Source organism: Haemophilus sputorum HK 2154, from assembly GCF_000287615.1.
Taxonomy (GTDB): Bacteria; Pseudomonadota; Gammaproteobacteria; order Enterobacterales; family Pasteurellaceae; genus Haemophilus_A; species Haemophilus_A sputorum.
Genome location: NZ_ALJP01000001.1, coordinates 1 through 1,507 on the forward strand (window position 1 = coordinate 1; position 1,507 = coordinate 1,507).

1 protein-coding gene and 1 pseudogene are annotated in these 1,507 nt (G+C 39.3%); both read left to right on the top strand.

The window, feature by feature from the left end:
• Window positions 1–256 (top strand): OmpA family protein (locus HMPREF1128_RS00005; RefSeq protein WP_007522889.1); only part of this gene is annotated, 256 nt, incomplete at its 5' end.
• 285 nt (window positions 257–541) lie between these two features.
• Window positions 542–1,507 (top strand): annotated as a pseudogene (locus tag HMPREF1128_RS00010) (outer membrane beta-barrel protein); the annotation flags it as partial.

The window sequence follows — 1,507 nt, forward strand, 5'->3', positions numbered from 1 at the left end:
TGGTTACACTGACCGTATTGGTAAAGAAGCAGCAAACTTAAAACTTTCACAACGTCGTGCAGAAACAGTAGCGAACTACATCGTTTCTAAAGGCGCACCAGCTGCAAACGTAACTGCAGTAGGTTACGGTGAAGCGAACCCAGTAACTGGCAACACTTGTGATGCAGTTAAAGGTCGTAAAGCGTTAATCGCATGTTTAGCACCAGACCGTCGTGTTGAAGTTCAAGTACAAGGTACTAAAGAAGTAACTATGTAATAGTTAGTTCTTAACGGACTTAGCTAAATAAGAAAAACCCGCATTCTTGCGGGTTTTTCTTTATAATGGAGTTCTATCAGCTGGTTTGAGTGATTTATATCAATAAAACGCCCGAATTTTAATCAAATCAATAAAAATTGTTTGATTTTCGTTTTTTTTGTTTGATAGAATGTAACTGTAATAAGGGCTTTTACATATTTCTCATGTTGAGGAATTGAAAAAGGTAATATTCGGCTCATTATGAGCAGTTTTTAGATGACGAAATTGAAATAGAGGATCATCAAAATGAAAAAATCATTAGTTGCATTAGCAGTATTAGCAGCTTCAGCAGCAGCAACAGCAGCTCCACAAGAAAATACTTTCTACGTTGGTGCTAAAGCAGGTTGGGCGGCATTCCACCACGGCATTAAACAAATCGACGACAAACACGCGACCGATGCTCGTTATAATGCTAACACTAGCAAATTCGGTATCAACCGCAACTCTGTAACTTACGGTGTGTTCGGTGGCTACCAAATCTTAAACCAAAACAATTTTGGTTTAGCAACCGAATTAGGTTATGACTACTACGGTCGTGTTCGTGGTAACGACAGAGTTAACAATAGCGATGTTCGTGCTTACAAACACTCTGCACACGGTCTAAACTTAAGCTTAAAACCAAGCTATGCAGTATTACCTGACTTAGATGTTTACGGTAAAGTAGGTGTTGCATTAGTTCGTAACGACTATAAATTCTACGATGTAACTGGTGCAGGTAATCACTCTAAATAGCACAACTTAAAACCATCTTTAACTTTAGGTGGTGGTGTTGAGTATGCAATTCTTCCAGAATTAGCATTCCGTGTTGAATACCAATACTTAAACAAAGCGGGTAACTACTCTAAAGCAGTTCGTAAAGCTGGCGGTCAAGATTTCACTAAATACAGTCCAGATATCCACTCAGTATCTGCTGGTTTAACATACCGCTTTGGTCAAGGTGCTGCTCCAGCACCAGTAGCTGAGCCACAAATCGAAACCAAAAACTTCGCATTTAGCTCAGATGTATTATTTGCATTTGGTAAAGCAAACTTAAAACCAGCTGCAGCACAAGCATTAGATGCAATGCAATCTGAAATCAATGCTTCAGGTTTAGGTAATGCAGCAATCCAAGTAAATGGTTACACTGACCGTATCGGTAAAGAAGCAGCAAACTTAAAACTTTCACAACGTCGTGCAGAAACAGTAGCGAACTACATCGTTTCTAAAGGCGCA